This window comes from Pseudomonas sp. FW507-12TSA (genome assembly GCF_058781435.1).
Genome location: NZ_JBYSWT010000037.1, coordinates 15,491 through 40,777 on the forward strand (window position 1 = coordinate 15,491; position 25,287 = coordinate 40,777).

General features: G+C 62.7%; 23 protein-coding genes. 10 read left to right on the top strand and 13 right to left on the bottom strand.

The genetic code is table 11. The features are described 5' to 3' along the window. Positions 1-37: 37 nt before the first annotated feature. Positions 38-694, top strand: a complete 657-nt coding sequence (locus tag AC3WK8_RS27425) for a glutathione S-transferase family protein (RefSeq protein WP_053137087.1) — start codon at positions 38-40, stop codon at positions 692-694. Here the strand turns inward: AC3WK8_RS27425 and AC3WK8_RS27430 are convergent. The 13 genes from AC3WK8_RS27430 to AC3WK8_RS27490 form a co-directional block, all read right to left on the bottom strand. Beyond that, entirely contained in the window at positions 670-1,170 is a 501-nt protein-coding gene (locus AC3WK8_RS27430; protein ID WP_103326823.1) for a flavin reductase family protein, read from the bottom strand. The two genes, AC3WK8_RS27425 and AC3WK8_RS27430, sit on opposite strands and share 25 nt — an antisense overlap. Positions 1,171-1,183: 13 nt before the next feature. Beyond that, a complete protein-coding gene (locus AC3WK8_RS27435) occupies positions 1,184-2,479 on the bottom strand; it encodes an aminotransferase class III-fold pyridoxal phosphate-dependent enzyme (RefSeq protein ID WP_103326821.1) in 1,296 nt (431 codons plus the stop codon). Positions 2,480-2,554: 75 nt separating this feature from the next. Further along, complete coding sequence (locus tag AC3WK8_RS27440) at positions 2,555-4,246, bottom strand: NAD(P)/FAD-dependent oxidoreductase (protein WP_103326819.1); 1,692 nt, start codon at positions 4,244-4,246, stop codon at positions 2,555-2,557. Positions 4,247-4,282: 36 nt separating this feature from the next. Continuing rightward, positions 4,283-4,774: a cispentacin moiety biosynthesis protein AmcG gene (gene amcG, locus AC3WK8_RS27445; RefSeq protein ID WP_103326817.1), complete on the bottom strand. Its 492-nt coding sequence runs from the start codon at positions 4,772-4,774 to the stop codon at positions 4,283-4,285. Between the two features lie 19 nt (positions 4,775-4,793). Then, a complete protein-coding gene (gene amcF, locus AC3WK8_RS27450; RefSeq protein ID WP_207245178.1) occupies positions 4,794-5,936 on the bottom strand; it encodes a cispentacin biosynthesis acyltransferase subunit AmcF in 1,143 nt (380 codons plus the stop codon). Positions 5,937-5,984: 48 nt separating this feature from the next. Next, on the bottom strand, positions 5,985-6,668 hold the full coding sequence (locus tag AC3WK8_RS27455; protein ID WP_022640340.1) for a hypothetical protein: 684 nt from the start codon (positions 6,666-6,668) through the stop codon (positions 5,985-5,987). A gap of 9 nt (positions 6,669-6,677) precedes the next feature. Next, positions 6,678-8,117 carry an adenylate-forming 2-oxoglutaryl-ACP ligase AmcH gene (gene amcH, locus AC3WK8_RS27460; protein ID WP_103326815.1) on the bottom strand — a complete coding sequence of 480 codons (1,440 nt, stop codon included), beginning with the start codon at positions 8,115-8,117 and terminating at the stop codon, positions 6,678-6,680. Beyond that, positions 8,114-8,389, bottom strand: coding sequence for a cispentacin biosynthesis acyl carrier protein AmcB (gene amcB, locus AC3WK8_RS27465; RefSeq protein ID WP_022640338.1), 276 nt, complete (start codon positions 8,387-8,389; stop codon positions 8,114-8,116). Before amcB ends, amcH begins: the two co-directional genes overlap by 4 nt. A gap of 24 nt (positions 8,390-8,413) precedes the next feature. Next, positions 8,414-9,670: a cation:proton antiporter gene (locus AC3WK8_RS27470; protein ID WP_158250077.1), complete on the bottom strand. Its 1,257-nt coding sequence runs from the start codon at positions 9,668-9,670 to the stop codon at positions 8,414-8,416. Positions 9,671-9,781: 111 nt separating this feature from the next. Beyond that, positions 9,782-10,954, bottom strand: coding sequence for an MFS transporter (locus AC3WK8_RS27475; RefSeq protein ID WP_103326813.1), 1,173 nt, complete (start codon positions 10,952-10,954; stop codon positions 9,782-9,784). Continuing rightward, positions 10,951-11,364, bottom strand: a complete 414-nt coding sequence (locus AC3WK8_RS27480) for a Rid family hydrolase (protein WP_103326812.1) — start codon at positions 11,362-11,364, stop codon at positions 10,951-10,953. The genes AC3WK8_RS27475 and AC3WK8_RS27480 overlap by 4 nt, the downstream gene beginning before the upstream one ends. Before the next feature lie 621 nt (positions 11,365-11,985). Next, on the bottom strand, positions 11,986-13,233 hold the full coding sequence (locus tag AC3WK8_RS27485) for a ribonucleotide-diphosphate reductase subunit beta (RefSeq protein WP_085597275.1): 1,248 nt from the start codon (positions 13,231-13,233) through the stop codon (positions 11,986-11,988). Between the two features lie 738 nt (positions 13,234-13,971). Beyond that, positions 13,972-14,235, bottom strand: coding sequence for a DUF2790 domain-containing protein (locus tag AC3WK8_RS27490; RefSeq protein ID WP_083456990.1), 264 nt, complete (start codon positions 14,233-14,235; stop codon positions 13,972-13,974). Between the two features lie 411 nt (positions 14,236-14,646). Here AC3WK8_RS27490 and acs point away from each other — a divergent pair, with 411 nt between their 5' ends. The 9 genes from acs to aruF all read left to right on the top strand — a co-directional run bounded on the left by acs (position 14,647) and on the right by aruF (position 25,247). Further along, positions 14,647-16,602, top strand: coding sequence for an acetate--CoA ligase (acs, locus tag AC3WK8_RS27495; protein WP_053137052.1), 1,956 nt, complete (start codon positions 14,647-14,649; stop codon positions 16,600-16,602). Positions 16,603-17,207: 605 nt separating this feature from the next. Further along, complete coding sequence (locus AC3WK8_RS27500) at positions 17,208-17,984, top strand: ABC transporter substrate-binding protein (RefSeq protein WP_022640333.1); 777 nt, start codon at positions 17,208-17,210, stop codon at positions 17,982-17,984. A gap of 91 nt (positions 17,985-18,075) precedes the next feature. Then, positions 18,076-18,765 carry an ABC transporter permease gene (locus tag AC3WK8_RS27505; RefSeq protein WP_022640332.1) on the top strand — a complete coding sequence of 230 codons (690 nt, stop codon included), beginning with the start codon at positions 18,076-18,078 and terminating at the stop codon, positions 18,763-18,765. Further along, on the top strand, positions 18,762-19,460 hold the full coding sequence (locus AC3WK8_RS27510; protein WP_022640331.1) for an ABC transporter permease: 699 nt from the start codon (positions 18,762-18,764) through the stop codon (positions 19,458-19,460). Before AC3WK8_RS27505 ends, AC3WK8_RS27510 begins: the two co-directional genes overlap by 4 nt. Before the next feature lies 1 nt (position 19,461). Further along, positions 19,462-20,574, top strand: a complete 1,113-nt coding sequence (locus tag AC3WK8_RS27515; RefSeq protein WP_103326695.1) for a succinylglutamate desuccinylase/aspartoacylase family protein — start codon at positions 19,462-19,464, stop codon at positions 20,572-20,574. 23 nt (positions 20,575-20,597) lie between these two features. After that, complete coding sequence (locus AC3WK8_RS27520; protein WP_085597272.1) at positions 20,598-21,362, top strand: ABC transporter ATP-binding protein; 765 nt, start codon at positions 20,598-20,600, stop codon at positions 21,360-21,362. Between the two features lie 113 nt (positions 21,363-21,475). Next, positions 21,476-22,456 carry a transcriptional regulator ArgR gene (gene argR / locus AC3WK8_RS27525; RefSeq protein WP_085597271.1) on the top strand — a complete coding sequence of 327 codons (981 nt, stop codon included), beginning with the start codon at positions 21,476-21,478 and terminating at the stop codon, positions 22,454-22,456. 418 nt (positions 22,457-22,874) lie between these two features. Then, the gene (locus AC3WK8_RS27530) at positions 22,875-24,095 is read left to right on the top strand and encodes an aspartate aminotransferase family protein (protein ID WP_103326693.1); all 1,221 of its coding nucleotides are present in this window, start codon (positions 22,875-22,877) and stop codon (positions 24,093-24,095) included. A 132-nt stretch (positions 24,096-24,227) separates the two neighbouring features. After that, the gene (gene aruF / locus AC3WK8_RS27535) at positions 24,228-25,247 is read left to right on the top strand and encodes an arginine/ornithine succinyltransferase subunit alpha (protein WP_022640326.1); all 1,020 of its coding nucleotides are present in this window, start codon (positions 24,228-24,230) and stop codon (positions 25,245-25,247) included. Positions 25,248-25,287 lie beyond the last annotated feature (40 nt).

The following is a 25,287-nucleotide window of genomic DNA, read 5'->3' on the forward strand; positions in this document are numbered from 1 at the left end:
CCCTCCCGCCAGCGCCTGGCTGTTGCGAGCCATTGCCATGTACTCACTCTATTTCGCGCCGACGGCCAACGGGCACAAGATCCTGATCATGCTCGAGGCGCTCGGCGTGCCTTACCGGATCCATCGAATCGACCTGGCGCTGGGTGAACAGCACCACGGGGAGTTCGCCCGCTTGACCCCCCACCGCAAGATTCCATTGCTGGTCGATCACCAGCAGCAGCTGACCCTGCCGGAGTCCGGCGCCATCCTGCAGTACCTGGCAGAAACCCATGGCCGCTTCCTGCCGGCCAACGGGGCCCCGCGCTACGAGGTGCTGCACTGGCTGGCCTGGCAGGTCAGTAGCCTCGGGCCGATGGCCGGGCAGCAATATCACTTCATCCACCAGGAGGCCGAAGGCAACCAGTACGCGCGGGCGCGCTACCGGGAGCAGACCGTGCATCTGTTCCAGACCGTGGAAAAGACCCTGGCCGGGCGCGATTTCATTGCCCACGACTACTCGATCGCCGACATGGCCATCTATCCCTGGCTGCGCATCCACGGCCAGTTGCAGGTGGATATCCAGGCGCTGCCCAACCTGGCCGGCTACCTGCAACGCATGGCCACCCGCACCGAGGTGCGGGCGGCCTATGCCAAGGGGGCGGCGCCGGTAGCGCCACCCCCGGCGCAACTTCAGGCGGGTGTGGCGGCAGGCTGAGCGGTGGCGTAGCGCCCGCCGTGGAAGATCAGCGGGTCGCCCTGGGCATGGCTGAAGTGCAGTACCTCGCCGAGGAAGATCCAATGGTCGCCGCCGTCCAGCTGGCGATGCTTCAGGCATTCGAACTGGGCGATGGCCCCATGGATCAGCGGCATGTTGTGCTTGCCCAGGGCAAAACCGACGCTGTGGAACTTGTCGGGCAGCGGCTTGGCGAAGCGATCGCTGACCTCCCTCTGGCCCTTTGCGAGCACATTGATCGCGAAGCCATCGGCGGCCTCGAAGGCCTGTGCGCTCCAGGACTCCTTGCGCAGGCTCCACAGCACCAGCGCCGGCTCCAGGGAGACGGAGTTGAAGCTGTTGACCGTGAGGCCGGTGGGCTGGCCCTGGGGATCCAGGGTGGTGACGACGCAGATGCCCGTGGCGAACTGTCCATAGGCGTTGCGCAGGGCGCGCTTGTCCGTAGCAATGCTGTTCATCGCGGCTTCCTTCTCAGACGAATGATGAAACGCTCTTGATGGCCTCCAGGCACTGGCCCAGGATCGATAAGCCGTCGGCCAGGGCCTGGGTGTCGATGGTCAATGGCATCAGGAAGCGAATGACGTTGTTGCGTGGACCACAAGCCAGCAATATCAGACCCCGCTGCTGCGCCAGCCTGACCAGCAGCCGGGTCAGGTCGGTGGCGGGCATGCTCTGCCGGGCGTCGTCGAACAGTTCCAGGGCGACCATGGCCCCGAGCCCGCGGATCCGGCAGCTGACGCCCAGGCCGCGGGTGATTTCCTCCAGCGCTCGGGTCAAGGTGTTGCCCAGGGTGAGCGCCTGCTCCAGCAAGCGCTCCTGCTCGATCACCTCCAGCACCGCCAGGGCGGCGGCGCAGGCCAGGGGGTTGCCGGCATAGGTGCCACCCAGGCCCCCCGGACCGATGCTGTCCATCAGCTCGGCGCGGCCGACCACGCCTGACAGCGGCAGGCCGCCGGCCACCGACTTGCCGAACACGATCAGGTCGGCATCGACGCCCATCTGTTCCATGGCGAAGAAAGTCCCGGTGCGCCCTGCGCCGCATTGCACCTCGTCGGCGATCAGCAGGATGCCGTGTTTGTCGCACAGAGCCCGCAAGGCCGCCATGAAGGCTGGCGGGGCCACATGGAAACCGCCTTCGCCCTGTACCGGCTCGATGACGATCGCGGCGATATCGGTGGGCGCCGCATCGCAGTAGAAGATCCGTTCCAGGCTGGCCAGCGCCTGTTGGGTGTCGACTTCGACGCCATCGGGAAACAAGGCGCGATAGACGTGGCCCGGCATCAAGCCCATGGCCGTGCTGTATGGCGCAACCTTGGCGGTCATGGCCATGGTCAGGAACGTACGGCCATGGAAGGCCCCGGTGAAGGCGATGACGCCGGTGCGCCCGGTGGCGGCCCGCGCCACCTTGATGGCACTTTCCACGGCTTCCGCGCCGGTGGTCAGCAACAGGCTGCGCTTGTCGAACGCACCCGGCATGTGGCGATTGATGCGTTCGCAGACGCTGATGTAGTCCTCATAGGGCGTGACCGCGAAACAGGTGTGGGCGAACAGCCCGAGCTGGGCCTGGACTGCCTCGACCACCCGTGGATGCAGGTGTCCGGTGTTGAGGGCGGCGATGCCGCCGGCGAAATCGATGTAGTGCTTGCCGTTGGCATCGGTGAGCTGGGCGTTGCGCGCGCTTTTCACGTAGACCGGGTGGAGTTGGTTGATTCCACGAGCCACGGCGCACTGGCGCCGGGCGTCCAAGGACGGGAACTCACTCTGCATGGGTGTTCTCCGGTGGTTGGGCCAAGCCGCCCCGGCACAGGCTGGATGCATGTGCCGGGTGGCTCCAGGGATGGATCAGCGTTGGCGCCACTGGGCCAGCGCCTGGTCGGCGGCCTGGTTCAGCTCTTCGCGGTTGCCGTAGCGATAGCTGTCCAGGAAGTCGAATTTCACCGGCGTCGCGCCCCGGTCGAACAGCGGCTTGATACCGCCAGGGGCGTTGTGTGCCCACAGCAGCAGCGAGTCGGCGAAGGGCTGGCTGGCGCGGGACAGGAAGCGATTGGAGAAGTCGGCGAAGTCGATCGGCAGGTGCTCGCGGTTAGCCTCGAACAACTGTTGCAGCACTTCGATGGTGCGGGCTTCGCTCTGGTTGCCGGCGGCATAGCTTTCCATCGCCGCGCAGGCTTGCTCGAACAGCGCTTCGAAGGCAGGACTCTCGATGGACAGGTGCCCGGCGTAGGTGGCGTTCTCGAAGGCCTGGCGCAGCTTGGCGGCATCGCCATCGGCCAGGTAGTCGGCGTAGATCTTGCGCAGGCGCAACACGCCGATGTAGCTGCCGCTGATCCAGACCCGGAACCAGGCGTTCCACAGTGCGAAGCTGTCGAAGGCGGTGAAGGAGTTGGCCACCAGGCGATCGTTGATCCTGACCACTTCCAGGCTGTAGTCCTGGTAGGCGAGGAAGTCTTGCTTGTCCCAGGTGTTGCTCCTGACCGCATCGATGAGCGCCGGCGCCACGCGGGCGATCGACTCGAAGGTGTTGACCAGGCCACGGGAAAACAGCGGATCGACGAAGCCCACCGCATGCCCCAGCAGGCAGTAGCGATTGCCCACGCTTTCGCGGCTGGTGTAGTTCAGGCGCGGGGCCACGGTCCATTCGCGTACCCGTGCGGCGCCTTCGAAATGCCGTGCCACCGTGGGGTGCTCGGCGAGAAAACGCTGGAACTCTTGCTCCGGATCGCCGGCCGGCCCGTGTTTGTCGATGTCCACTTGCAGGCCGATGCTGCACAGGGTGTTGGTCGAGTGCGGGTGATTGTCGAAGGGAATGATCCACAGCCAGCCGCCTTCGAACATGTGGTGCAGGGTGCTTTGCGCCAGGGCGGTCGGCGACCCCGTGACCTCGGTGCCGGCCACTGCCTCTTCGTAGAGCTTGACCCCGGTCATGTGGGTGAACAGCGAGCGGGTGCGCGCCTGCATCTCCCGTGCGCCCTGGCGCAGCCCGAACTTGTCGGCGATCGGTGAGCGATAGCCGGCGGCGTCCACCACGTAGTTGACCTGGATCTGCTCGTTGCCCAGGTTCAGCAACATGCCGTCGGGCGTCTCCTCGATGTCCTGGATGCGCACTTGCTGGCGGATGGTGGCGCCCAGGCGCGCCGCCAGCGCCAGGTAGTAGGCGTCGACGTCCTGGCGGAACAGGTGGGCCTCGGGGGCGATGACCGGGGTGGATACCACGTCCAGCGGGTTGTGTTCGCAGTTCTTGCCGTTCCAGGCAAAGCTGAAGGCCAGCTTGATGCCCGCGCTGGAGGAGCCGACGTGCTTGATCAGCGAGTTCAGCTCGCCGGGGTAGGCCAGTTCGGGAATGCCGTAGCGCTTGGCGAGGATTTTCAGCAGCACGGCGCTTTCCGGCACCATCGACTCGCCGACGGCGAAGCGCGGATGGGTGCCCGCATCGATGATCACGGTCTTGACGCCCTGGCTGGCCAGGATCGCGCCCAGCATGGTGCCGGCGATGCCGCTGCCGATGATTGCAACATCAAAAGTCTGGTTGTGCATTTTTCGGTTTCTCAAGGTGGAGGGCGAAGGGAAGGATCACAAGCACAGGAGTCGGGTCTGGACCTCGATCCCGCGATCGGGGGCGAAGTCGGCGCGGCACAGGAACAGGAACTTGGCCTGGCCGTCTTGCAGCCAGTGCTGCGCCAGGCTCTCGGCGATGGGCCGGGCGTCGGCATCGGGCATCGTCAGCACCAGGGTCGGGCCCTGGAAGCCATAGCGGGTACAGCAGATGGAGAGCGGGGCGCCAGCGTTGGCATTGATGAAGTCCACCGGGGATACGCGTCCGCGGGCCTGGAGATCGCCGACGATCCTGCCGGTCAACTGGCTGGGGAACGCCGTACCGTACTGGATCATGCCGACATGCACGCGCTGTTCATCCAGGGCGCCGGCATGCTGGCGTTGCAGGTTGCCGACACTTTGCAGAACGCTGAAGACCAGGGGATCGGCGCTCTTGAGGCCACGACGCAAGTTCTCGTCGAGGTCGGCGTAAGTCAGTGAATGGGTGTTGCTGGTCGCGAGTGTTTTCATCTTCGGTTCTCGGGCAGCCTTATTGGTCGAAGCGCTGGAACACCAGGGCCGTGTTGAAGCCGCCGAAGCCGATGGTCAGGCTCAGGCCCACCTGGCTGCGGGTGTTGGACGGCCGCTGCAGCGGCAGGTCGAACTCCAGGTTCGGCAGTGGTTGCTGCAGGCCATGGACCGGGGGGACGGCCTGGGTCTGCAGGGCCTTGATCAAGGCGATGGCCTCGATGGCGCCAGTGGCCCCCAGGGTGTGGCCGAAGGCGCCCTTGGTGGCGAAGACCAGCGGGTGGTAGTCGCCGAAGTACTCGTTGTAGGCGGCGCTCTCGACCCGGTCGTTGGTGTAGGTGCCCGAGCCGTGGGCGTTGATCAGCCCGACCTGGTTGCGGCTCAGGTCGGCCTGGGCCAGGGCGCGATCCAGCGCCAGGCGGATGCCAGCCCCGGTTTCATCCGGCGCGGTCAGGCCGGCGGCATCGTTGGCAGCGCCGCAGCCGAGCAGGTAGGCATGGGGCTTGTGTTTTTCCAGGCCCTCACGTTGCAGCACGACAAATCCCGCGCCTTCGCCCAGCAGGGTGCCGTCGTGGCTTTGGTCGAAGGACTTCAGGCCGGTCGCCGAGAGCGTCCCCAGGGCGGTGTGGGCCAGCCGCTTGGCATCCCCCAGCACGTCGGCGCCGCCGCAGACGCACAAGTCGGCCTGCCCCGAGCGGATCAGGTGCGCACCCAGCAAGATGGCATCGGAGCCCGACGAGCAAGCGGTCGACAGCGCCAGGGCGTTCATGCCGACCCGCGCCCCTACGTCGTCGACCCACTGGTACAGCGGATCCTGGTGGAACTGTCCACTATCCAGGCGGTAGCCCAGGCTCGTGCCGATGATCAGCCGTGCATGGGGATTGGGCGTCTGGCCATCGAGCCGGGCATCGCGCAGCGCCGCTTCCACTGCTTTGCTGGTGAACTCGATCAAGCGGGCCTTGTGGTCGGGGTTGTCGACATCCTCGAGGTACCCGGCACTATCGTTCTTGAGCCGCAGTTCGCTGGGGAGCGGCCGTATCCCCGACTCTCCGGCGAGCAGGCGGGCGGTGACGACCTCCACGTCGTCGCCCAATGCGGTATTCCATCCAAGACCTGTAACAACGACGACATTTGATCTGACTTCCATGATCGCCACCTCATACATATTGCGCAGGAGTTAAGGGTTGCCGGCACGGGGGCCGGGCAACCGTGGTCAATTGAAGGTTCGTTGAAACTCGTCCAGCGGCTTGCCGCTCACCGGCGAGGGATAGAAGTTGTCCTGGATGTGGTTGCCCTTGAGTTCGATCTGGCGCACGAAGGGGTCCTTTTGCAGCCAGCGCTCGCTGTGGATGAAGCGCGGGGCGATGTCGGCGGCATTGAAGCCCTCCAGTTCAGCCGGGCGGACCAGCTTGCGCTTGGGCTTGTCCAGGACCTGGGCGTAGGCCGAGACATCGAAGTAGCGGATGCGCTGGTCCCTGACCACGGCATTGATGCAGTGCCAGCGCTGGGGCAGGTACAGGTAGTTGACGAAGATGTTGCGCACGGCATAGACGCGCTCGCCGGTCATCACATGCAGCAGGGTGCCGGCCACGTCCGCCATCTGCGAACAGAAGCAAGGCAGGCGGGTACCGGGGTCGAGCATGGCTTGCAGGTAATCGTCCACGCTCAGCGCGGCGATCACCTGGTCCCGGTAGTGCTCGTAGCGCTCGATGTGCTGCGCCCACTGCTCCTGCGGATACTTCAGGCGGACGATCTCGGGGGCGTAGGTCTGGAATACATCCGATTCCTGCAGCACATGGCACAGGGTCAAGGGCACCTTGGCCATGATGTCCTCGATCGAGCGCAGGCCGTGCAGCGCGACGACCTGCCGGGCCAGTGATTGGGTGTGGCTGTTCATGAGGATTCCTTACTTGTGGTTCGTCATGCTCAGGGCGTCGCGGTGCAGCAGGGCGATCGCCAGGGGTCGTTCGTAGTGCTTGAGCTGCTTGAGCAGGCGGGTCTTGAAGTGGTCGCCCTGGTGTTCCCGGACCACCTCCCGGTCGACTGTCAGTTCCAGCTGGAAGCCCGCGAGCATCGAGGCTTCGCTGATCACTTCGGTGCGGCAGGCGAGGACCCCTGGCACGCGCTTGCACAGTTGCTTGATCGCTCCCAGGTTCACTTTTTCATCGCGAATGACGATGAAGTCCGAGTTGCGGCCCTTGAAGTACAGGTAGCCATCGGGGTCCTGGCTGAAGATGTCGCCGGTCCTCAGCCAGCGCTTGCCGTGCAGTTCGATGAAGGGGCTCTGGTTGTCCTGGCCGATCTTCCTGGTCAGCAGGGTGTCCGAACTCACCAGCAGTTCGCCCTCGTTGCTGTCCTGGCTCGAGCGCAGGAGCATGACGTGGGTGCCATCCAGGGGCAGTCCCACCGAAGCCAGGCGCTGGGGGCCAACCCGGTGCGCCGCGCAGGTCGAGACCCGGGGCCCGGCTTCGCTGATGCCATAGGTCAGGTACAGCTCGAGGCCGGGGTTGGCCTCCAGGCACTGGTTCACCTCCGTGGGTGCCGCCAGGTCGCCACCCACGGTGAGCAGGCGCAGGCAGCGGGCGAAGGGCTGTGGCTGGGCGTTGATCTGGCGCAACAGCACTGGCGTCACCGAACTGGCGCTGATGCGGTGTTCGCGGATGTCTTCCAGGTAGGTGGGGACCAGGAACGGCGGTCCGCTGATGACCAGGTGCGCCCCCAGCTCCAGGGCCGCGATGGTCTGGGCGACCAGGGCGGTGGAGTAGTACATCGGCAGGTTGACCAGGATCCGGTCGGCCCGGGTCAGGCCGATGCTGCGGGCGTGGCGCAGGGCGTTGGCCTGCAGCGAGCTGAACCAGTGCACGCAACCGCTGCTGAAGGCCCGCGAGGTGCCCGAGGTGGCGATGACGACCTGGCCGGGCAGGGTGACCGGCAGTGGAGCGTTGGTCACTTGCCCGATCTGCCAGCGCCCCAGGTCTTCGGCCTGCCGGATTCCGTAGCCGGCCCAGGTGGAGGCCTGGGTGCTGGAACGCACCAGGGCGCCGGCGGCGAAGTCGATGATCATCTGCGCGATCCGCTCGCCGGGGGTGCTGGGGGCGATCAGCGCCGGGACATAACCGCTGTTCAGCACGGCGGCGAACATGGCCAGCAGGTCGGGCCCGTTGGGCAGGGCGATCAGCACCACCTGGCCCAGCGGCAGCGACTGCCCCTGCCAGTAGGCCAGGTAGTCCTCGTGCAGCTGCGGCAACCCGGCTCCTGTACCCACGCTGGCGGTGGTGGAGACGTTCAGCAATTGGCCAGGGGCAATGTAGTGTTCCCTGTGCCTGAAGTTGACCAGGCCGTTCATGCTTGCAGCGCCCCGGACTTTTCCAGGACCAGGCTGGACAGCGTATGGACACTGAAGAAGTGCTCGGGCACGAATTCTTCTTCGGCGATCTGGATCTGGAACTCCTCTTCGCACTGGAACTTGAGTTCGATGAAGCCGATGGAATCGACTCCGACTTCCGATGCCAGGCCGGCGGCCTCGTTGATTCCCGAAACCGGTATGTCCAGGTCCAGGCGCTCGGCAATGATTTCCTTGATCTTATTGGCTACAAGAGTGGCGTTCAGCTGGGTCATGTCTAGCTCCACAAGGTCAGTGCATCAGTTGAAGTTTTTTTCCGCGATGGCGGGTCGGGCGAATGCTCGGGGGGCGCGTTGCGTCACTCGACGCACCAGGGGCGTGGTGGTGGCCGTGACGATCAGGGCCACGGTCACCAGCAGGCTGTAGACGGTGGGGGAAATCAGCTGCAGCTCCAGTCCGATGGACAGCACCACCAATTCCATCAGGCCGCGGGTGTTCATCAGGGCGCCGGTCAGGGTCGAGTCCTGGTAGGAGAAGCCGCTGCGGCGGGCCCCCAGGTAGGCACCGAAGAACTTGCTGACGAAGGCCGCCGCCAGGAAGATCAGCAACCACTTGAGCTCCAGGGCGTTGCTCGCGGTGCTCAGGGAGGTCTTGAGCCCGGCGCTGGCGAAGAACACCGGCAGCAGGAAGATCCTCAGGAAGCCGCCGATCTGCCGGTTCCAGTAGCTGGCGAAACCCGGTGCGCGGCTGACCATGGCGCCTGCCAGCAGGGCGCCGATCCCGGCGTGCAGTTGCAGGTGCATGGTGATCCAGGCGCTGGCCAGCAGGTAGCACAGCACCCAGGGCAGGTGGCGTGGATATTCGTCGGCTTCGGCCCTGGCCAGGACTCGCTCGACCCATTGCAGCGACAGGGCGACGTAGCTGGCGACCCCCAGCAACAGGCAGAAACCGAACAGCGCCACCAGCTTCAGGTCGTGGTGAAAGGCGGAGAATACGATCACTGCCCCCAGGGCCAGCCAGCCGGCGATATCGGTCAGCACGGCGGCACGCAGCGTCACGGCCACCGCCGGCAGGTCGCTGATCCCCAGGTCCTCGACGATGCGAATCATCACCGGCAGGGCGGACACCGCCAGGGCAATGCCGCAGAACACGATGAAGGACCACTGGTCGAAGCTGGGAGCCAATACCGGATGGGCGTACCAGGCGACGATGGTGCCGGCGATGAACGGCAACACCAGGCCGGCCGCGGCGATCTTCAGCGCCGCCTGGTTTTCCTGGCGGCTGTGCCGGCCGTTGTCCGGGGCGATGTGCATGCCCACTTCGAACATCAGCAGCACCAGGGCCAATTCGGCCAACGTGCCGATCCAGCCGATGTGCTCGGCGGCGAACAGCGAGGATTGCACTCCCATGGACTGCAGCAGCGGTTGCAGGAAGGTGGGACCGAGCAAGATGCCGGCGGTGATTTCCCCGACTACCCGGCATTGGCCTATGCGTTGCGCCAGGCCGCCCAGCAACTGGCTGAGGAGAAGTATCGCCAGTAGTTGAATGGTGAACATGACAGTCATCTCCATTGGTGCGGTTCGCGGGCACGGCCAGGCGCATGACTTTGCGTCTGGCAAGTCAAGTTGTTCCAGGTAGTAGGAAGTTGTTGCGTTAGTACGCCCGCTCTATTTGGCGGCTTGTATATCGAGTGCGGTGTTCTTGTTATTTATCCAGGTTATTAGCAGTCCAATAGCGGTGACGCTGAATGCACTTATACATATGCCGCGCCACCCCGATTGTTGGTAGATATAACCGGCGGACAATGAACCCAGGGCTCCGGCGCCGTAATAACAGAACATGTAGACGGCAAACAGGCTGCTGCGCAAAGTGGGTTCAAGGCGAAGGGCACGAGTCTGGTTTGCCACTTGCGCGCCAAAGCACCCCAGGTCGAAGAGCACGACGCCGATCACCAGGCCGACCATGGAATAGGGGAACAGGTAGAGCACCGCGACGCCAGCCAGCACCAGCGACAGGCCCAGGGCGATCACCGCGCGGCTGCCGATCCGGTCCGCAAGGGCGCCGGCGTAGCGGGCCAGCAGCAGTCCGGCCAGGCCCGCCAGGCCGAACAGCCCGGTGGTGGTGGGGTCGAGGTTGAGTGGCGCGGCCTGCAGGTGCAGCATCAACGCGACCCACAACAGGCTGAAGACGAAGAACCAGGCCCCACCCACCATGACCGACTCGCGCAGCAGCGGATAGCGCCCCAGCAGTCCGGGCAGGCTGCCCAGTATCTGCCGGTATGAGGCGCGACCCCGGGCTGGGGATGCGGGCATCACCAGCCGGCCCACCAGCGCCAGTACCAACATAGCTGCGCCGATGCACACCAGCATGTGTTGCCAGCCCCAGGCCTGGGCGATCGCTCCGCCGACGAATCTGGCCAACAGGATGCCGGCGCTGATGCCCATGGTGATGGTGCCCACCGTGCTGCCTTTTTCGCTGAGCTGGAAGCCCAGTGCATTGAGCTGGATGGCATTGGTGGCCATGCTGCCGATGACGATGCAGGCCAGGAAGAACGGCACAGTAGAGTTGCAGAGCGCCGCGAAGCAGATCGCCGCGCCCAGCATCAGGAACTGCCAGGTGATCTGGCTGCGTTTGTCGAGCACATCCCCCAGGGGCACGATCAGCAAGATGCCGAGCATGTAGCCGATCTGGGTGCTGGCGGCGATCAGGCCGGCGCTGGCCAGGTCGATGCCCAGGGTCGTGGCGACCGCCGGCAGGACCGGTTGCAGCAGGTAGTTGCTGGCCATGGCCATTCCCGCGGCCACGGTGGCGAAGAGCGTGAAGAGGGGCGAGGCGTTCATGGCGACTCCGAAACGGCGGCAGGCTGTTGGCGACGGGCCACGACTTCCATGGCAACGATCATTTTCCGTTCGGGGAATGGCAGCACGTGAAGCAATGTGAAGGCCGGCCGGATGGCATGAAAGTACTGTCCATGTACGGTGGCGGCCTCTTGCCAGTTGTCGATCTCGGTCAGGTAGAGCCGGCTTTGTATGACATCTTCAAGTTTGAAGTTGGCTTTTTCGATAACTCGCGAGATGTTTTCGATAACTACGCGTGTCTGCTCGGCAACACCTGTCGCGGTTATTTCTCCATTGGCGTCCAGGGGGCCGGTTTTTGATACATACAATGTATCGCCAACTTCTATTGCACGTGAGAAACCAAATATCGTTTCCCACTTCGAGTTGGATGAATGCAATTGCCGAACATTCATTTAAGCACTTCCTTGGCTGTAGGGCAGACCGAATATAGGCGAGCAAAATAGCCGGTGTCTAGTGAAAAAAAAGCCAAAAAATGCATTTTTTCTAAAGTGTCTTGCGGATTATTTAGGAGATAGATGTATTTATGTAAGTTTATCTAAACAGATGTTTTCGTTGTTAAGTGGCTATTAAATTCCCTGGAAAATGTTTGTTGTTGGTGCATTCATCGCACCAAAGAAGTGCTCCCTGATAAATGACGCCGGTGTTGCAGAAGGGCTGCAAGTTGCATTGTTTTTTCTGTCAATGGCGTTACATGCTCGAACTAGCCTTGGTCTTTCCAAGGTTTTTTTGAACTAGCTAGTTTGGAAGTGACTGCCGGGTCTGCTTGGGCTGTCTTGGTGCGGCTAGTGCCTGGGGTGTTACGGGTACAGTAGGTTCGACGGATGGATAGTGGCCACTGGGCTGGCATGGCTTGTTGTCGACGGTTTGGGAGAAGGGCAGAGGCGAGGGGCGCCCGTCGCTGAGGGGAGGGAGGCAGGGCGGCTTGCGAGGACTGTCTATATAGAAGAAGCGGCCATAAAAAAGCCCTGACCAGGTCAGGGCTTTTCGTGGGGCCGGTTGGGTGAACGTGGAACTCAGTCCCAGCTCAGCGCGCCACCGGTCTGGTACTCGATCACGCGGGTCTCGAAGAAGTTCTTCTCTTTCTTCAGGTCCATGATCTCGCTCATCCACGGGAACGGGTTGGTGGTGCCCGGGTATTCTTCCTTCAGGCCGATCTGCGACAGGCGACGGTTGGCGATGAACTTGAGGTAGTCCTCCATCATTGCCGCGTTCATCCCCAGTACGCCGCGCGGCATGGTGTCGCGAGCGTATTCGATCTCCAGCTGGGTGCCCTGCAGGATCATCTGGGTAGCTTCTTCCTTCATCTCGGCATCCCACAGGTGCGGGTTCTCGATCTTGATCTGGTTGATCACGTCGATACCGAAGTTCAGGTGCATGGATTCGTCGCGCAGGATGTACTGGAACTGCTCGGCGACGCCGGTCATCTTGTTGCGGCGACCCATGGACAGGATCTGGGTGAAGCCGCAGTAGAAGAAGATGCCTTCCAGTACGCAGTAGTAGGCGATCAGGTTGCGCAGCAGTTCCTTGTCGGTCTCTACGGTGCCGGTATCGAATTCCGGATCGGAGATCGAGCGGGTATAGCGCAGGCCCCAGGCGGCTTTCTTCGCGACCGAAGGGATCTCGTGGTACATGTTGAAGATCTCGCCTTCATCCATGCCCAGCGACTCGATGCAGTACTGGTAGGCGTGGGTGTGGATCGCTTCCTCGAAGGCCTGGCGCAGGATGTACTGGCGGCACTCGGGGTTGGTGATCAGGCGGTACACGGCCAGGGCCAGGTTGTTGGCGACCAGGGAGTCGGCGGTGGAGAAGAAGCCCAGGTTGCGCATGACGATGCGGCGCTCGTCGTCGGTCAGGCCTTCGGCGCTCTTCCACAGGGCGATGTCGGCGGTCATGTTGACCTCCTGCGGCATCCAGTGGTTGGCGCAGCCGTCCAGGTACTTCTGCCAGGCCCAGTCGTATTTGAATGGCACCAGCTGGTTGAGGTCGGCGCGGCAGTTGATCATGCGCTTTTCGTCAACGGCGACGCGAGCTGCGGAGCCTTCCAGTTCGGCCAGGCCCTCGGCGATGTCCAGCTCGTCCAGGGCGGCCTTGGCGCGAACCACGGCGGCCGAGTCGGCGGAGGTCACGGCGCGGGCTTCGAGGGCGGCGGCACCACCGGCGCTGTCGAGGCGGTCCATGGTGGCGTCGGAAGCCTGGCCGGCATTGGTGCCCTTGGCCGTGGCTTCGCTTTCTTCTTTATCGAATTCGTCCCAGCTCAGCATGACGTGTCGTCTCCTGCTTGAGGGCCAGATGCCCGTGTGAAAACAAAAGGGTTGGCTTTTCACACGGCGCTACTGGCCGCGTTAAATCAAAGAAATCGTTTGTTGCAGCAGTGACGCAGGCAATAAACAGAAATTCGTCTGCGGGTGCTTGAGGCTGCTGTCGGGCAGGGCTGAGGGTGTCGGCTCCGGCGCGAGGTCCAGCAGGTCGTTTTCATCCGGTAAGGGAATGTTGCAGGCCCGTTTTGAGGACGCATTATAAGGATATTTTCAGGGGCGTGGGGCGACCGATGGGCGCAGGTGAGCCGAGGAAGGCGAGGGATTTGAGGCAGAGCGCGGGTTTACAGGGCTTTGGCTGGAGAAGTTTTTTTTTCAGGCGGGCAAAAAAATCCATGATTCGGTCAAAAAACAACCAAATTTACTAGATGTTGTGTTTTCCAAGGCGATTTACAGAGTTTTGACACAACTCAAAAGCTGGTGCCTGGTCCTGTCGAAGCGCCTTGCGAATCTCCCAGGTAAGGGCAAGTCGCCATCAATCCGCGTCATTGGTAGCGACTTTCGAGCAGGTGTCATCGGTGTGGCGGACGGTGACGTACATTTCGGAAAAAGATGCATGCGATTGTCGTGGTCGCACGTTGTGCAACGATGCCTGTGCTGGAACCCCAGTGTGCCGCGCATCTTTGCCGCAAGAGGGATTTCTTGCGGCCGGCGGTCATCGAGGCCTGGGCGGCGGGGCGGTTATCAGCCGTTGGAGCAACCGTTACCCATTACGCGGTATTGGAGAATATGTCGCAGACCTTTGGAATCTTCATATTCCATGCGTGCCGGTACAACTTCACATACTTCTGGAACTTCGCTCATGGAAATAACTTTGGCGATATCCAGGTCCGTGGAGTAAGTGTATTCCTCTACTGCTACTTGCTGGCTGGCGGCATCAGTCGGGATCTCATCAGCCATCGCTGTAGCGCACAGACTGCTGAGGGCCAGAACTAATAAAGCTTTCATTTGCGTTTTACCTTTCTAAGGTCGTGTGGGGTCACGCAGCCTTTTTGGGGCTGCGTGTGGAACTTGAGTAGAAGTTTGATTAACTGCCTTCGTGGGGGCTGCAACTTGGTTAATCAGTTTGCCTGTTGGGCGAGGCAGATTTTAGGCGTGGGGCGGAGCGCCATATAGGCGTACTTTTGATAAACACTTTTGACGGTTTTTGTAACAATCGCCGAAAAAGCCCTTTCCAGAGACCTGCGCGAACATTTTCGGATTGCCTCGATATGCCTCCAGGGCCTGTTCTTGAAGGGTTTCGCTAGATCCTGGGGCATTTCGCTGGGGGTTGTTACTACCATCGTCGAATGGTTCTATAGGCGTCCCCCGGCTACAACGGGGTCATACAAAAACAACTATGTCACCGAGGTAAGAAAGATGAGTGCGGCTTCTGTGTATCCCGTTCGTCCCGAGGTTCTGGCCAAGACGCTGACTGACGAGGCGACTTACAAGGCCATGTACCAGCAGTCGGTCGTGAACCCGGACGGTTTCTGGCGCGAGCAGGGCAAGCGTCTCGACTGGATCAAGCCTTTTACCACGGTGAAGCAGACCTCCTTCGACGATCATCATGTCGATATCAAGTGGTTCGCCGATGGCACCTTGAACGTCTCCTACAACTGCCTGGACCGTCACCTTGCCGAGCGCGGCGACCAGGTGGCGATCATCTGGGAGGGCGACGACCCTTCCGAGAGCCGCAACATCACCTACCGCGAACTGCATGAAGAAGTCTGCAAGTTCGCCAACGCCCTGCGTGGCCAGGACGTGCACCGCGGCGACGTGGTGACTATCTATATGCCGATGATCCCCGAGGCGGTGGTGGCCATGCTGGCCTGTACCCGTATCGGCGCGATCCACTCGGTGGTATTCGGCGGCTTCTCGCCGGAGGCCCTGGCCGGTCGCATCATCGACTGCCGTTCGAAAGTGGTGATCACCGCCGACGAAGGCATCCGTGCCGGCAAGAAGATCTCGCTCAAGGCCAATGTCGACGACGCCTTGACCAACCCGGAAACCAACAGCATCCAGAAGGTCATCGTGTGCAAGCGCACCGGTGGCGACATCAAGTGGAACCAGCATCGCGACATCTGGTACGAGGACCTGATGAAGGTCGCCGGCAGTGTCTGCGCACCGAAGGAAATGGGTGCCGAAGAGGCCCTGTTCATCCTCTATACCTCCGGTTCCACCGGCAAGCCCAAGGGTGTACAGCACACCACTGGTGGCTACCTGCTGTATGCGTCGCTGACCCACGAGCGGGTCTTCGACTATCGTCCGGGCGAAGTCTACTGGTGCACCGCCGACGTGGGCTGGGTCACCGGCCACACCTATATCGTCTACGGGCCGCTGGCCAACGGCGCTACCACCGTGCTGTTCGAAGGCGTGCCCAACTATCCGGACGTGACCCGGGTGGCGAAGATCGTCGACAAGCACAAGGTCAACATCCTCTACACCGCTCCGACCGCGATCCGCGCCATGATGGCCTCGGGCACCGCCGCTTGCGAAGGCGCCGACGGCAGCAGCCTGCGCCTGCTGGGTTCGGTGGGCGAGCCGATCAACCCGGAAGCCTGGGACTGGTACTACAAGAATGTCGGTCAGTCCCGTTGCCCGATCGTCGACACCTGGTGGCAGACCGAGACCGGCGCGACCCTGATGAGCCCGCTGCCCGGCGCCCATGCGCTGAAGCCGGGTTCCGCGGCGCGGCCATTCTTCGGCGTGGTGCCGGCCCTGGTGGACAACCTGGGGAACATCATCGAAGGCGCCGCCGAGGGCAACCTGGTGATCCTCGATTCCTGGCCGGGCCAGGCGCGGACCCTGTACCGCGACCATGACCGGTTCGTCGATACCTACTTCAAGACCTTCCGCGGCATGTATTTCACCGGTGACGGTGCGCGTCGCGACGAGGACGGCTACTACTGGATCACCGGGCGCGTGGACGATGTGCTCAACGTCTCCGGGCACCGCATGGGCACCGCCGAGATCGAGAGCGCGATGGTTGCCCACCCGAAAGTCGCCGAGGCGGCGGTGGTTGGCGTGCCTCACGATATCAAGGGCCAAGGCATCTACGTCTATGTGACCCTCAATGGCGGTGAGGAGCCGAGCGAAGCCCTGCGCGCCGAGCTGAAGAACTGGGTGCGCAAGGAGATCGGCCCGATCGCCTCGCCGGATGTCATCCAGTGGGCGCCAGGCCTGCCCAAGACCCGTTCCGGCAAGATCATGCGGCGGATCCTGCGCAAGATCGCGACGGCGGAATACGAAGGCCTGGGCGATATCTCCACCTTGGCCGACCCGAGCGTGGTGCAGCACTTGATCGACACCCACAAGACCATGAACGTCGCCTGAGGCGCTTGCTGGTTCGATGAGCCCCGCCCGGCGATGCCGGGCGGGGCTTTTTCATGGGTCGGATAAATCCCCGCGAAGCCCTCTGTGCTGGCGCTTTGCGCCCAGTGGGCCCGGTCGGTTGGGAGGGGCGAATAAATATCGGTTTGCCCGGTAGACGTATCTGAATGTTACCGGGTTGGGCGAAGGTGTAACCCTGCGCCCAATTTCGGGGTGATGGGAAACGTCGGGCGGCGTTTCAGGGCCTTTTATATCCATGTAAAAAATAAGTCATCACGCTGCGCTTGCCGGAATAGAAGGCTTTGCCAATAATAGGCCCGCAATTTGCAGCGTAGATCGGTTCACTGTCTTTTGCTCTTGCATAATCCTGAAGAGCTGTCAATATGCCGCCCCGGCGTTCTCGGTGCTTCTGTAATTTGTTGTCGCATTGAGGAAATATCGGCTTCCGGCCTGTCGTTAGAATGCCGGTCACTCGCTCGTCGTTACCTGTGTGTGAGTCCCTTTCCGGGCTTTTCAGGACGCAGCGCCGCTATTGAGGGTTCACCCATTCGCATATTGGGCTGTTGCTCACTCTGCCGTTTTCGCCCTTTACCGATGGAGTTCTAAGAATGAAGAAACTCGTGCTTCTTGGCGCCCTGGCACTGTCCGTGCTGTCCCTGCCGACCGTCGCCGACGAAAAGCCCCTGAAAATTGGTATCGAAGCGGCTTACCCTCCATTCGCCTCCAAGGCTCCGGATGGCAGCATCGTCGGTTTCGACTACGACATCGGCAACGCCCTGTGCGAGCAGATGAAGGTCAAGTGCGTGTGGGTCGAGCAGGAGTTCGATGGCCTGATCCCGGCACTGAAGGTACGCAAGATCGACGCGATCCTGTCCTCTATGTCGATCACCGACGATCGCCGCAAGTCCGTGGACTTCACCAACAAGTACTACAACACTCCTGCGCGCCTGGTGATGAAGGCCGGGACCCAGGTCAGCGACGGCATGGCCGAGCTCAAGGGCAAGAACATCGGCGTGCAGCGCGGTTCGATCCACGAGCGTTTCGCCCGTGAGGTCCTGGCTCCCTTGGGCGCCCAGATCAAGCCATACGGCTCGCAGAACGAGATCTACCTGGATGTAGCGGCCGGTCGCCTCGACGGCACCGTGGCGGACGCTACCCTGTTGAATGACGGTTTCCTGAAGACCGATGCCGGCAAGGGCTTCGCCTTCGTCGGTCCGGCCTTCACCGACGTCAAGTACTTCGGCGACGGCGTAGGGATCGCCGTGCGCAAGGGCGACAAGGCTGATCTGGACAAGATCAACGCCGCCATCGCCGCCATTCGCGAGAACGGCAAATACAAGGAAATCCAGGACAAGTACTTCGACTTCGATATCTACGGCAAGTAATCCGTCGAACCTGTCAGTCCGAGATGGCGCAAGCAGCAGAATCTCTGAAGTTTGCGCCATTTTTTCATCCCAATTTTCGAGGACCTGAATCATGTTGAAAGGCTACGGGGCTGTCATCCTCGATGGCGCTTGGCTGACGCTTCAGCTCGCCTTGTCGTCCATGGCCCTGGCCATCGTTCTAGGTCTGATCGGGGTCGCGCTGCGCCTCTCGCCGGTACGCTGGCTGGCCTGGCTGGGCGACCTGTACTCCACGGTGATCCGTGGTATTCCCGATCTGGTGCTGATCCTGCTGATCTTCTACGGCGGCCAGGATCTGCTCAATCGCGTGGCACCGTTGCTGGGCTACGACGACTACATCGACCTCAACCCGCTGGCCGCCGGTATCGGCACCCTGGGCTTCATCTTCGGGGCCTACCTGTCGGAAACCTTCCGTGGCGCCTTCATGGCGATTCCCAAGGGGCAAGCGGAGGCCGGCATGGCCTACGGCATGAGCAGTACGCAAGTGTTCTTCCGGGTGCTGGTGCCGCAGATGATCCGCCTGGCGATTCCCGGCTTCACCAACAACTGGCTGGTGCTGACCAAGGCCACCGCGCTGATTTCCGTGGTGGGCCTGCAAGACATGATGTTCAAGGCCAAGCAGGCGGCGGATGCCACCCGCGAGCCTTTCACCTTCTTCCTCGCAGTGGCGGCCATGTACCTGGTGATCACCAGTGTCTCGTTGCTGGCGCTGCGTCACCTTGAGAAGCGCTACTCGGTAGGCGTAAGGGCGGCTGATCTATGATCTTCGACTACAACGTCATCTATGATGCCTTGCCGCTGTATTTCAGCGGCCTGCTGACCACCCTGAAACTGCTGGCGCTGTCGCTGTTCTTCGGCTTGCTGGTGGCGCTGCCCCTGGGGCTGATGCGCGTGTCCAAGCAGCCGCTGGTGAACATGACCGCCTGGCTCTACACCTATGTGATCCGTGGCACTCCGATGCTGGTGCAGCTGTTCCTGATCTACTACGGCCTGGCGCAGTTCGAAGCGGTGCGCGAAAGCTTCCTCTGGCCCTGGCTGTCCAGCGCGACCTTCTGTGCCTGCCTGGCCTTCGCCATCAACACCAGCGCCTATACCGCCGAGATCATCGCCGGCAGCCTCAAGGCCACGCCCAACGGCGAGATCGAGGCGGCCAAGGCCATGGGCATGTCGCGCTACAAGATGTATCGCCGCATCCTCCTGCCGTCGGCCCTGCGCCGGGCGCTGCCGCAATACAGCAACGAAGTGATCATGATGCTGCAGACCACCAGCCTGGCCTCCATCGTCACCCTGATCGACATCACTGGCGCGGCCCGTACCGTCAATGCGCAGTACTACCTGCCGTTCGAGGCCTACATCACCGCCGGCGTCTTCTACCTGTGCCTGACCTTCATCCTGGTGCGCCTGTTCAAGCTGGCCGAAGGCCGCTGGCTGCGCTACCTGGCGCCGCGGAAGCACTGATATGGAACGTATCGATCATCCATTGCCCTGGAGCCACCTGGGCAGCGAGCGCAGCATCTCGGTATTCCGTTTCGGCAGCGGGGAGCGCAAGGCCTATATCCAGGCCAGCCTGCATGCAGACGAACTGCCTGGCATGCGTACCGCCTGGGAGCTGAAGAAGCGCCTGGCCGAGCTGGAAGCCCAGGGCGCCCTCAAGGGCGTCGTCGAACTGGTGCCAGTGGCCAATCCGCTGGGTCTTGGGCAGTTGCTGCAAGGCAGTCACCAGGGGCGTTTCGAAGCCGGCAGCGGCAAGAACTTCAACCGTGATTTCGTCGAGCTCAGCGCGCCAGTGGCCCAGCGCCTGGAGGGGCGCCTGGGTGACGATGCCCACGCCAACGTGCAACTGATCCGCCAGGCCATGGCTGATGTGCTGGCCGAATTGCCGCCGGCCGCCAGCCAGCTGCAGGGCATGCAGCGAGTGTTGCTGGCGCGTGCCTGCACCGCCGACGTGGTGCTGGACCTGCACTGCGATGCCGAGGCGGCCTTGCATATGTACGCCTTGCCGCAGCACTGGCCACAGTGGCGTTCCCTGGCGGCTCACCTGGATGTGCGGGTGGGCCTGCTGGCGGAAGATTCTGGCGGCAGCTCGTTCGACGAGGCCTGTTCGCTGCCCTGGTTGCGTTTGTCGCGGCAGTTCCCCGAGGCGCAGATCCCCCTGGCATGCCTGGCGACCACCCTCGAGCTGGGTGGCCAGGCCGACACCGGCCGGCCCCAGGCCGAGGCGCATGCCGAAGGCATCCTGGCGTTCCTTGCCGAACAAGGGCTGATTGCCGGGCAATGGCCGGCGCCAGGGCGTGAAGCTTGCGAGGGCATGCCCTTCGAAGGCACTGAATTGCTGTATGCGCCGCATCCTGGCGTGGTGAGCTTCCTGCGTCCGGCTGGTAGTTGGGTGGAAGTGGGCGAGCCGCTTTTTGAAGTGATTGATCCTCTATCCGATCGGGTCAGTACGGTGTGTGCTGGCACCAGCGGCGTGCTGTTCGCCGTTGAGCGGCTGCGTTATGCCCAACCCGGTTTCTGGCTGGCCAAGGTGGCGGGGCGCGAAGCGCTGCGTCACGGGCGCTTGCTCAACGACTGACTGTTTTTGTGAGAACCGACCGCATGTACAAACTTGAAGTCCAAGACCTGCATAAGCGCTATGGCAGCCATGAAGTGCTCAAGGGCGTGTCCCTGAAGGCCGCGGCCGGCGATGTGATCAGCATCATCGGCTCCAGTGGCTCGGGCAAGAGTACCTTCCTGCGCTGCATCAACCTGCTGGAGCAGCCGCACGCCGGGAAGATCCTGCTGAACAATGAAGAGCTGAAGCTGGTGGCCAGCAAGGACGGTGCCCTCAAGGCCGCCGACCCCAAGCAGTTGCAGCGCATGCGCTCGCGCCTGTCGATGGTGTTCCAGCACTTCAACCTGTGGTCGCACATGACCGCCATCGAAAACATCATGGAAGCCCCGGTGCATGTACTGGGCGTGTCCAAGGCCGAAGCCCGCGAGAAGGCCGAGCACTACCTGGCCAAGGTCGGCGTGGCGCATCGCAAGGATGCCTACCCGGGGCATATGTCCGGCGGTGAACAGCAGCGCGTGGCGATCGCCCGGGCCTTGGCCATGGAGCCTGAGGTGATGCTGTTCGACGAGCCGACCTCGGCCCTGGACCCGGAGCTGGTGGGCGACGTGCTGAAGGTCATGCAGTCCCTGGCCCAGGAAGGCCGGACCATGGTGGTGGTGACCCACGAGATGGGCTTTGCCCGCGAGGTCTCCAACCAGCTGGTATTCCTGCACAAGGGCCTGGTGGAAGAAAGCGGCAATCCGCGGGAAGTGCTGGTGAATCCACAATCAGAACGTTTGCAACAATTCCTCTCCGGCAGCCTCAAGTAATAGCTGCCGTTATGCACCAAATTAGGTCATGCTGAGCGCCCTGCGCCAGATGGTCTAACTTGGTGCTGCCGCCCTTGGCTTCTCCTACTGTTTTTCGTTTCGGATCGCCCGCCATGACTGCCCATCGAATTGGTTTCCTGATTTGGCCCAGCACTAAAGCCTTGACGCTGGCGCTGGCCGAGGAGGCCTTGCGCGTCGCCCAGCGGGTCCATCCGGAAGTGGTCTACGAGTTGGCCTTCCTCCAGGCCGAGCCTGCCGTGGAAGGTACCTGGCAACTGCCAGGCGAGCCTTGGGCGGGCAAGCTGGAGGGTTGCCAGAAGCTGTTCCTGCTGGCCGATGAGCCTCCGGCGCCGGTGGGTTCGGCCCTGGGCACCGCGCTCAAGCAACTGGTGCGCGCCGGTTGTGTGGTCGGCGGGTTGTCGGCCGGGGTCTATCCGTTGGCCCAGCTGGGGTTGCTGGATGGCTACCGGGCAGCAGTGCACTGGCGCTGGCAGGACGATTTCGCCGAGCGTTTTCCCAAGGTCATCGCCACCAGCCACCTGTTCGACTGGGATCGCGATCGGCTGACCGCCTGTGGCGGCATGTCGGTGCTGGACCTGCTGCTGGCGGTGTTGGCCCGGGATCACGGCGCGGAGCTGGCTGGCGCGGTGTCCGAGGAGCTGGTGGTCGAGCGCATCCGCGAAGGTGGCGAACGCCAGCGTATTCCGTTGCAGAACCGCCTGGGCTCCAGTCATCCGAAGCTGACCCAGGCGGTGCTGCTGATGGAAGCCAATATCGAGGAGCCGTTGACCACCGACGAGATCGCCCAGCATGTCTGCGTATCCCGGCGCCAGCTGGAGCGGATCTTCAAGCAGTACCTGAACCGCGTGCCGAGCCAGTATTACCTGGAACTGCGCCTGAACAAGGCGCGGCAGATGCTGATGCAGACCAGCAAATCGATCATCCAGATCGGCCTGTCCTGCGGTTTCTCCTCCGGCCCACATTTCTCCAGCGCCTATCGCAACTTCTTTGGCGCCACCCCGCGCGAAGACCGCAACCAGCGGCGCAGCAGCAGCCCCTTCGAGCTCTCTTCCGTACCCGCCGAGCGCGGCTGACCCCACTCCTTCTTTGTACTCGCAAGCAGCGGTTCGGCGCCTCGTGCAGCCGCTGCCGAAGGTTGCGTATGACTCGGCATCAGCCACCAAGGCGATTGGAACCTTGCAAGCGTTTCCCGTTGCCGCTTCCATTGGTGCAGGGTGCCTGGTCGCAGCCTGCGGCAACGGCTCAAGACTGGGTGTGAGCGGCGCTGCCGGCCAAGTGGATAATTAGCCCGGCAAACCTGCCGTTCAGGCGCCACGCAGTTTAAACTGCGCCTTTGCGACGCAATTTGTCGCATTGCCATAAACCCGCGAAAAACCGGGGTTGGCGCTATAAGAAGTTGTCGCTTGGCGACAAGGCCGGGCAGAAAACTGTCCTTACAATCCCTCCATCGCTCGCCAGTTCCAGGCGGGTGTTCCTCTTCAGGAGACTCCGATGTCCGTTGAGCAAGCCCCGGTGCAACGCGCCGATTTCGACCAGGTGATGGTTCCCAACTACGCACCTGCGGCTTTCATTCCTGTGCGCGGCGCGGGGTCTCGAGTCTGGGACCAGGCTGGCCGGGAACTGATCGACTTCGCCGGTGGCATCGCGGTCAACGTGCTGGGCCATGCCCATCCGGCCCTGGTAGGAGCCCTGACCGAGCAGGCGAACAAGCTGTGGCATGTTTCCAACGTCTTCACCAACGAGCCGGCCCTGCGCCTGGCCCACAAGCTGATCGACGCCACCTTCGCCGAGCGCGCATTCTTCTGTAACTCCGGTGCGGAAGCCAACGAGGCCGCCTTCAAGCTGGCCCGTCGCGTGGCCCATGATCGTTTCGGTGCCGAGAAGTACGAAATCATCGCTGCGCTCAACAGCTTCCACGGCCGTACCCTGTTCACCGTCAACGTCGGTGGCCAGTCCAAGTATTCCGATGGCTTCGGTCCGAAGATCACCGGCATCACCCATGTGCCGTACAACGACCTGGCCGCGCTGAAAGCCGCGATCTCCGACAAGACCTGCGCCGTGGTGCTGGAGCCGATCCAGGGCGAGGGCGGGGTGTTGCCTGCCGAGCTGGCCTACCTGCAAGGTGCCCGCGAGCTGTGCGACCAGCACAACGCGCTGCTGGTGTTCGACGAAGTGCAGACTGGCATGGGTCGCTGCGGCGAGCTGTTCGCCTACCAGCATTACGGCGTGACTCCGGACATCCTCACCAGCGCCAAGAGCCTGGGCGGCGGCTTCCCGATCGCGGCGATGCTGACCACTGAAGAGCTGGCCAAGCACCTGGTGGTCGGTACCCACGGCACTACCTACGGCGGTAACCCGCTGGCCTGTGCCGTGGCCGGGGCCGTGATGGACGTGATCAACACCCCTGAAGTGCTCAATGGCGTCAAGGCCAAGCACGATCGCTTCAAGACCCGCCTGTCGCAGATCGGCGCCAAGTACGGCCTGTTCACGCAAATCCGTGGCCTGGGCCTGCTGCTCGGCTGCGTGCTCAGCGAAGCCTGGAAAGGCAAGGCCAAGGACGTGTTCAACGCGGCCGAGAAAGAAGGCTTGATGATCCTGCAGGCCGGTCCGGACGTGGTGCGTTTCGCCCCGAGCCTGGTGGTCGAGGACGCGGATATCGACCAGGGCCTGGACCGTTTCGAGCGCGCCGTGGCAAAACTGACCCAAGCCTGATCCAGGCGGTGGTACTTTTCGGCGCCGGTGCTTTGCCGGCGTCGAACACTAATTCCTGTGCCGGGCTATCCCGGCATTTTTTTCCCTGAGTCGGACGGTTTCCGACCCTGTTCTAGAGTAAGGAGTGACCCCATGCTGGTGATGCGCCCCGCGCAAATGGCCGATCTGGGCGAGGTACAGCGTCTGGCTGCAGACAGCCCGATTGGTGTCACCTCCTTGCCCGATGATGTGGATCGCCTGCGCGACAAGATCGCCGCGAGCGAGGCTTCGTTCGCCGCGGAAGTGAGCTTCAATGGCGAAGAGAGCTACTTCTTCGTCCTCGAGGACACGGCGAGCGGCAAGCTGGTGGGCTGCTCGGCCATCGTTGCCTCGGCGGGCTACTCCGAGCCGTTCTACAGCTTTCGCAACGAAACCTTCGTCCATGCGTCCCGCGAGCTGAAGATCCACAACAAGATCCATGTCCTGTCCCAGTGCCACGACCTCACCGGCAACAGCCTGCTGACCAGCTTCTACGTGGTCCGCGACCTGGTGGGCACGCCCTGGGCCGAGCTCAACTCCCGTGGCCGCCTGCTGTTCGTGGCTGGCCATCCGGAGCGTTTCGCCGATTCGGTGGTGACCGAGATCGTCGGCTATAGCGACGAAAATGGCGATTCGCCGTTCTGGGACGCCATCGGCCGCAACTTCTTCGACCTCAACTATGCCGAGGCCGAGCGCCTGTGCGGTCTCAAGAGCCGGACCTTCCTGGCCGAGCTGATGCCGCACTATCCGATCTACGTGCCGCTGTTGCCGGACGCCGCCCAGGAAGCCATGGGCCAGGTGCATCCGCGCGCGCAGATCACCTTCGACATCCTGATGCGCGAAGGTTTCGAGACTGATCACTACATCGATATTTTCGACGGCGGCCCGACCCTGCATGCGCGGGTTTCCGGGATCCGCTCGATCGCCCAGAGCCGCGTGGTGCCGGTGAAGATCGGCGAGGCGCTCAAGGGCGGCGGTCGCCAGTACCTGGTCGCCAATGGCCAGTTGCAGGACTACCGCGCGGTGCTGCTGGAGCTGGACTACGCCCCCGGCAAGCCGGTGACCCTGGATCTGCAAGCAGCCGAGGCCCTGGGTGTCGGCGAAGGTGCCAGTGTGCGCCTGGTGGCGGTTTAACGGCGGCTTCCAGACCCTGGAAGGCCTGTCTGCAAAGCAG

Coding starts and splice junctions, on each gene's coding strand:
- AC3WK8_RS27425 (WP_053137087.1), top strand. CDS start 38: ATGTACTCACTCTATTTCGCGCCGACGGCCAACGGGCACAAGATCCTG.
- AC3WK8_RS27430 (WP_103326823.1), bottom strand. CDS start 1,170: ATGAACAGCATTGCTACGGACAAGCGCGCCCTGCGCAACGCCTATGGA.
- AC3WK8_RS27435 (WP_103326821.1), bottom strand. CDS start 2,479: ATGCAGAGTGAGTTCCCGTCCTTGGACGCCCGGCGCCAGTGCGCCGTG.
- AC3WK8_RS27440 (WP_103326819.1), bottom strand. CDS start 4,246: ATGCACAACCAGACTTTTGATGTTGCAATCATCGGCAGCGGCATCGCC.
- amcG (WP_103326817.1), bottom strand. CDS start 4,774: ATGAAAACACTCGCGACCAGCAACACCCATTCACTGACTTACGCCGAC.
- amcF (WP_207245178.1), bottom strand. CDS start 5,936: ATGTATGAGGTGGCGATCATGGAAGTCAGATCAAATGTCGTCGTTGTT.
- AC3WK8_RS27455 (WP_022640340.1), bottom strand. CDS start 6,668: ATGAACAGCCACACCCAATCACTGGCCCGGCAGGTCGTCGCGCTGCAC.
- amcH (WP_103326815.1), bottom strand. CDS start 8,117: ATGAACGGCCTGGTCAACTTCAGGCACAGGGAACACTACATTGCCCCT.
- amcB (WP_022640338.1), bottom strand. CDS start 8,389: ATGACCCAGCTGAACGCCACTCTTGTAGCCAATAAGATCAAGGAAATC.
- AC3WK8_RS27470 (WP_158250077.1), bottom strand. CDS start 9,670: ATGTTCACCATTCAACTACTGGCGATACTTCTCCTCAGCCAGTTGCTG.
- AC3WK8_RS27475 (WP_103326813.1), bottom strand. CDS start 10,954: ATGAACGCCTCGCCCCTCTTCACGCTCTTCGCCACCGTGGCCGCGGGA.
- AC3WK8_RS27480 (WP_103326812.1), bottom strand. CDS start 11,364: ATGAATGTTCGGCAATTGCATTCATCCAACTCGAAGTGGGAAACGATA.
- AC3WK8_RS27485 (WP_085597275.1), bottom strand. CDS start 13,233: ATGCTGAGCTGGGACGAATTCGATAAAGAAGAAAGCGAAGCCACGGCC.
- AC3WK8_RS27490 (WP_083456990.1), bottom strand. CDS start 14,235: ATGAAAGCTTTATTAGTTCTGGCCCTCAGCAGTCTGTGCGCTACAGCG.
- acs (WP_053137052.1), top strand. CDS start 14,647: ATGAGTGCGGCTTCTGTGTATCCCGTTCGTCCCGAGGTTCTGGCCAAG.
- AC3WK8_RS27500 (WP_022640333.1), top strand. CDS start 17,208: ATGAAGAAACTCGTGCTTCTTGGCGCCCTGGCACTGTCCGTGCTGTCC.
- AC3WK8_RS27505 (WP_022640332.1), top strand. CDS start 18,076: ATGTTGAAAGGCTACGGGGCTGTCATCCTCGATGGCGCTTGGCTGACG.
- AC3WK8_RS27510 (WP_022640331.1), top strand. CDS start 18,762: ATGATCTTCGACTACAACGTCATCTATGATGCCTTGCCGCTGTATTTC.
- AC3WK8_RS27515 (WP_103326695.1), top strand. CDS start 19,462: ATGGAACGTATCGATCATCCATTGCCCTGGAGCCACCTGGGCAGCGAG.
- AC3WK8_RS27520 (WP_085597272.1), top strand. CDS start 20,598: ATGTACAAACTTGAAGTCCAAGACCTGCATAAGCGCTATGGCAGCCAT.
- argR (WP_085597271.1), top strand. CDS start 21,476: ATGACTGCCCATCGAATTGGTTTCCTGATTTGGCCCAGCACTAAAGCC.
- AC3WK8_RS27530 (WP_103326693.1), top strand. CDS start 22,875: ATGTCCGTTGAGCAAGCCCCGGTGCAACGCGCCGATTTCGACCAGGTG.
- aruF (WP_022640326.1), top strand. CDS start 24,228: ATGCTGGTGATGCGCCCCGCGCAAATGGCCGATCTGGGCGAGGTACAG.